Source organism: Mycobacterium sp. FW102-FHT13B02, from assembly GCF_058790275.1.
Genome location: NZ_JBYTCM010000057.1, coordinates 1 through 2979, shown reverse-complemented (window position 1 = coordinate 2979; position 2979 = coordinate 1). Strand labels below are relative to the sequence as shown.

1 protein-coding gene is annotated in these 2979 nt (G+C 66.7%); it reads left to right on the top strand.

Annotated features, from left to right (window positions below):
• Positions 1 to 653: 653 nt before the first annotated feature.
• Positions 654 to 2639, top strand: coding sequence for a hypothetical protein (locus AC3WTE_RS32475; RefSeq protein WP_492443727.1), 1986 nt, complete (start codon positions 654 to 656; stop codon positions 2637 to 2639).
• Positions 2640 to 2979 lie beyond the last annotated feature (340 nt).

The following is a 2979-nucleotide window of genomic DNA, read 5'->3' as shown; positions in this document are numbered from 1 at the left end:
ATCGAAATTCTCATCCAATCTGGGGCAATGCAGGTCAGACTAGTAAATGTGCCCCAGATTCAATGAGAACGGACAGTTAGGTTGTCGTGTTCGCTCGATGCCAACGCTAGGGCAGGGTTTGTGCACACGTAACGGTCAAATTGCATTCGTTCGCACCAATTCACTGCGCTGGCTGGCGCCGCGAACCAGGGGTAGCGCCGGGGAGGCCCGGCGGGACTGATTGCGGCGAGTTCGGCGACACGTCCCTTAAATGCGCGGGACCACCGCGCACGTGATGCACCATTGTGATCAACAACAATCGCCACACCAGTCACGAACGGGGGACCGTCCACACGCGCCCGAGGCGCCCAATACCCAGGCAGCACAACCACATACCCGCCCGAATATCAAAAACCCCCAGGCACCAGCCCAGGGGTATTTGATCCACCGGAGGAAGTTGCAGCTTCCGCCAGCAGGGCTCCCATACTTCACGGAACCAGATGAACCACCAATCTGGGGCCAGTATAGAAGGCCGCCTTCATGAGCCGCAAGAACCTGCGCGACCGTGTCGCACCGGCACCGCAGCACCACCACCGCCGGGCGAAAACCCAACCCCGACAACCGGCTTCACACACCAACAGCACCGCTGGGTGCGCAGCCGACGGAATAAGGCGATGACGGCGGCCACCAGCGCCCCGCCGGCCGTCCCGGACAAGCCCCAACACGTCTGGAAAGCCCTGGCGCCACTGATCAGCGCCCCCGGCCGCCGCTCGATGCGTTTCTACAATCCGCGGACCGGCAAGTTCTCCGACACCGGCGACTTGACACCCACACTGCCCACCCGGCCCGCCGCCCTGTACCCGTTCACCCGTAAAGGGCTGCGCACCACGCTGCTGTATCTGGACTTCGATGACAAACGCGCAGGCCGCGCCGCCGTCGATGCCGATCTGGCCACCGCCACCGAATGGCTTACCCGCTGCGGCGGCAAGGTCGTCACCGACCACTCCCCCAGCGGGGCACACCTATTATGCCCGTTGGCTATCGGCACCACCGCGAGCTTCGCCGAAATCAGAAACATCGCCCGCCTGCTGGCCGCGCGTCTGCCCACACTGGACGCCAACCCGAACACCACCGACCCCCAATACGCCTGCCTGAGCGCACCGGGAACCCCCGCCAAACAGCCCGGCGCCTACCGCCAGCTCGACGGCACCCTGGCCGAGGCCATCGAGGCCTTCACCACCCGATCCGAACCCCGACTACTCCCCCAGCTCTACGAACTGCTCGGCGCCATTGCACCGCGTCCAGGAGCCCCCACCACCCCGGCCGATCCCACCCAGGCAACCGCGGGCACCGACCCCGCCGACATCGGCGCGTACTGCACCGGACACGGCGCCGAGCAACGCCTGGCCCCCGACTACGTCCGCAACGACCCCATGGACCCTGACCTCACCGACTTCGCCGTCCACGGCGTCATGGCCACCGGACCACGGCACTGGGTCAGTCCCTCAGAAGCCCGCATGGCGGTCATCTATGCCGCCATCGCCCGCGGACACAGCCGCGCCAGCATCGCCGAGCGCATCGCCCCCGGCGGGCCCTGGCACCACGGCCTAGGCCAAGCCTTCGCCCGCTACAAACACCGCGCCGGCAACGCCCTCGACCACGACTTCACCAAAGCCCTGACCTGGCTCTGCAGCAACCACCTCAAATACCGCCGCCCGCAGCACAAGAGAAAGAACACACCGGGGGGCACAACAGGAAGTAGTCAGGCACCCCGCGGGGCGTGGGGGCCAGCTGATCTGCGGCGCTGGCTATCGGATGCCATGAACTGGGCCGACAACGAATTCACCGGGAAACGGTACCGCTGGACTGTGCACGCTGTCTTGCAAGCGTTGGCCTGGCACGCCTTGACCGCCGGTGAACTCATTAACAAGGTCTGGGTAGTGGGTGTCGGCGGCCGCAGTCTGTCGCTGGGAACCGGACTGCTCAGCGCCGACACGGTATGGCGGGTCCTGCGGGATCTGCGCGACCGGCCCGGAGCGCCCCTCATCCTGACCAGGCAGGCCGTCAACGCCGACGCCGACCATTACGCCCTCACCAGGCCCCACGGGATTGCCAGCGACCCCGTGGCCGCCGACCGCGTCCGGATCGAACCCGTACACGACGCTTGGTGGGTCGCAGGGCACCACCTGCGGCGCATCTATGAACTGATCGCCGACTATGGTCTGACCACCCGCGCCGACATCTTCGCGGCCGCCCGCGTGTCCAGAACCGCCGGCGACGAAACCCTCACCGCCCTAGAAATCCTCGGCCTGATCACCCGCACCGGCCGCGGCACCGTCGCACCCGGTCCCGCCACACTGGACAGCCTGGCGGCCGCCCACGAGACCGACACGGTACGCAGCGACCGCCTCGCCCGCTACCGCACCCAACGCGACCAATGGCACGCGTGGCTCGACGCCCGCGACCAGGCCCGCATCGACGAACACATGGACGCCATCACCCGGGCCATGCCGACGGAGGACCCGGACGTCGAGGAGACGTTCTGGGCGGCCGCCAACGCCAACGGCCCACCCGAGGACAACGACATCGATTCCGAGCAACTCCGGGCGATCGACCTGGTGGCTGACCTGCTCGGCGGCCGCATCGTGGCCCAGCTGTAGGCCCGGCCCCGTTCCGATCTGCAGGATCCCGCGACGACGCGACGGGATGTCAGCATGCCCACTTACGCTCGTTATGGGCATGCGATCGGCGAGCGGGGCATCGACCCGCATCGAGCTGACCAAAGCTCACCCCGCGACCGCAGCGTATCCCCAACAGCGGCGCCGTGCTACGGCACTACAGCAAGATGCCGTTGAGGGCCCAACGCACGCTTGGTCCGCTGCCGGCGCACCTCCTGACCGATGCGGTCAGCCAGCGAACTAATCGATAGCGTCCCGGGGAGTGGTGGACTTCGGATCTGGCGTGGTTCACGCGTTGTGATCAACGAGTCATGGTGAACGC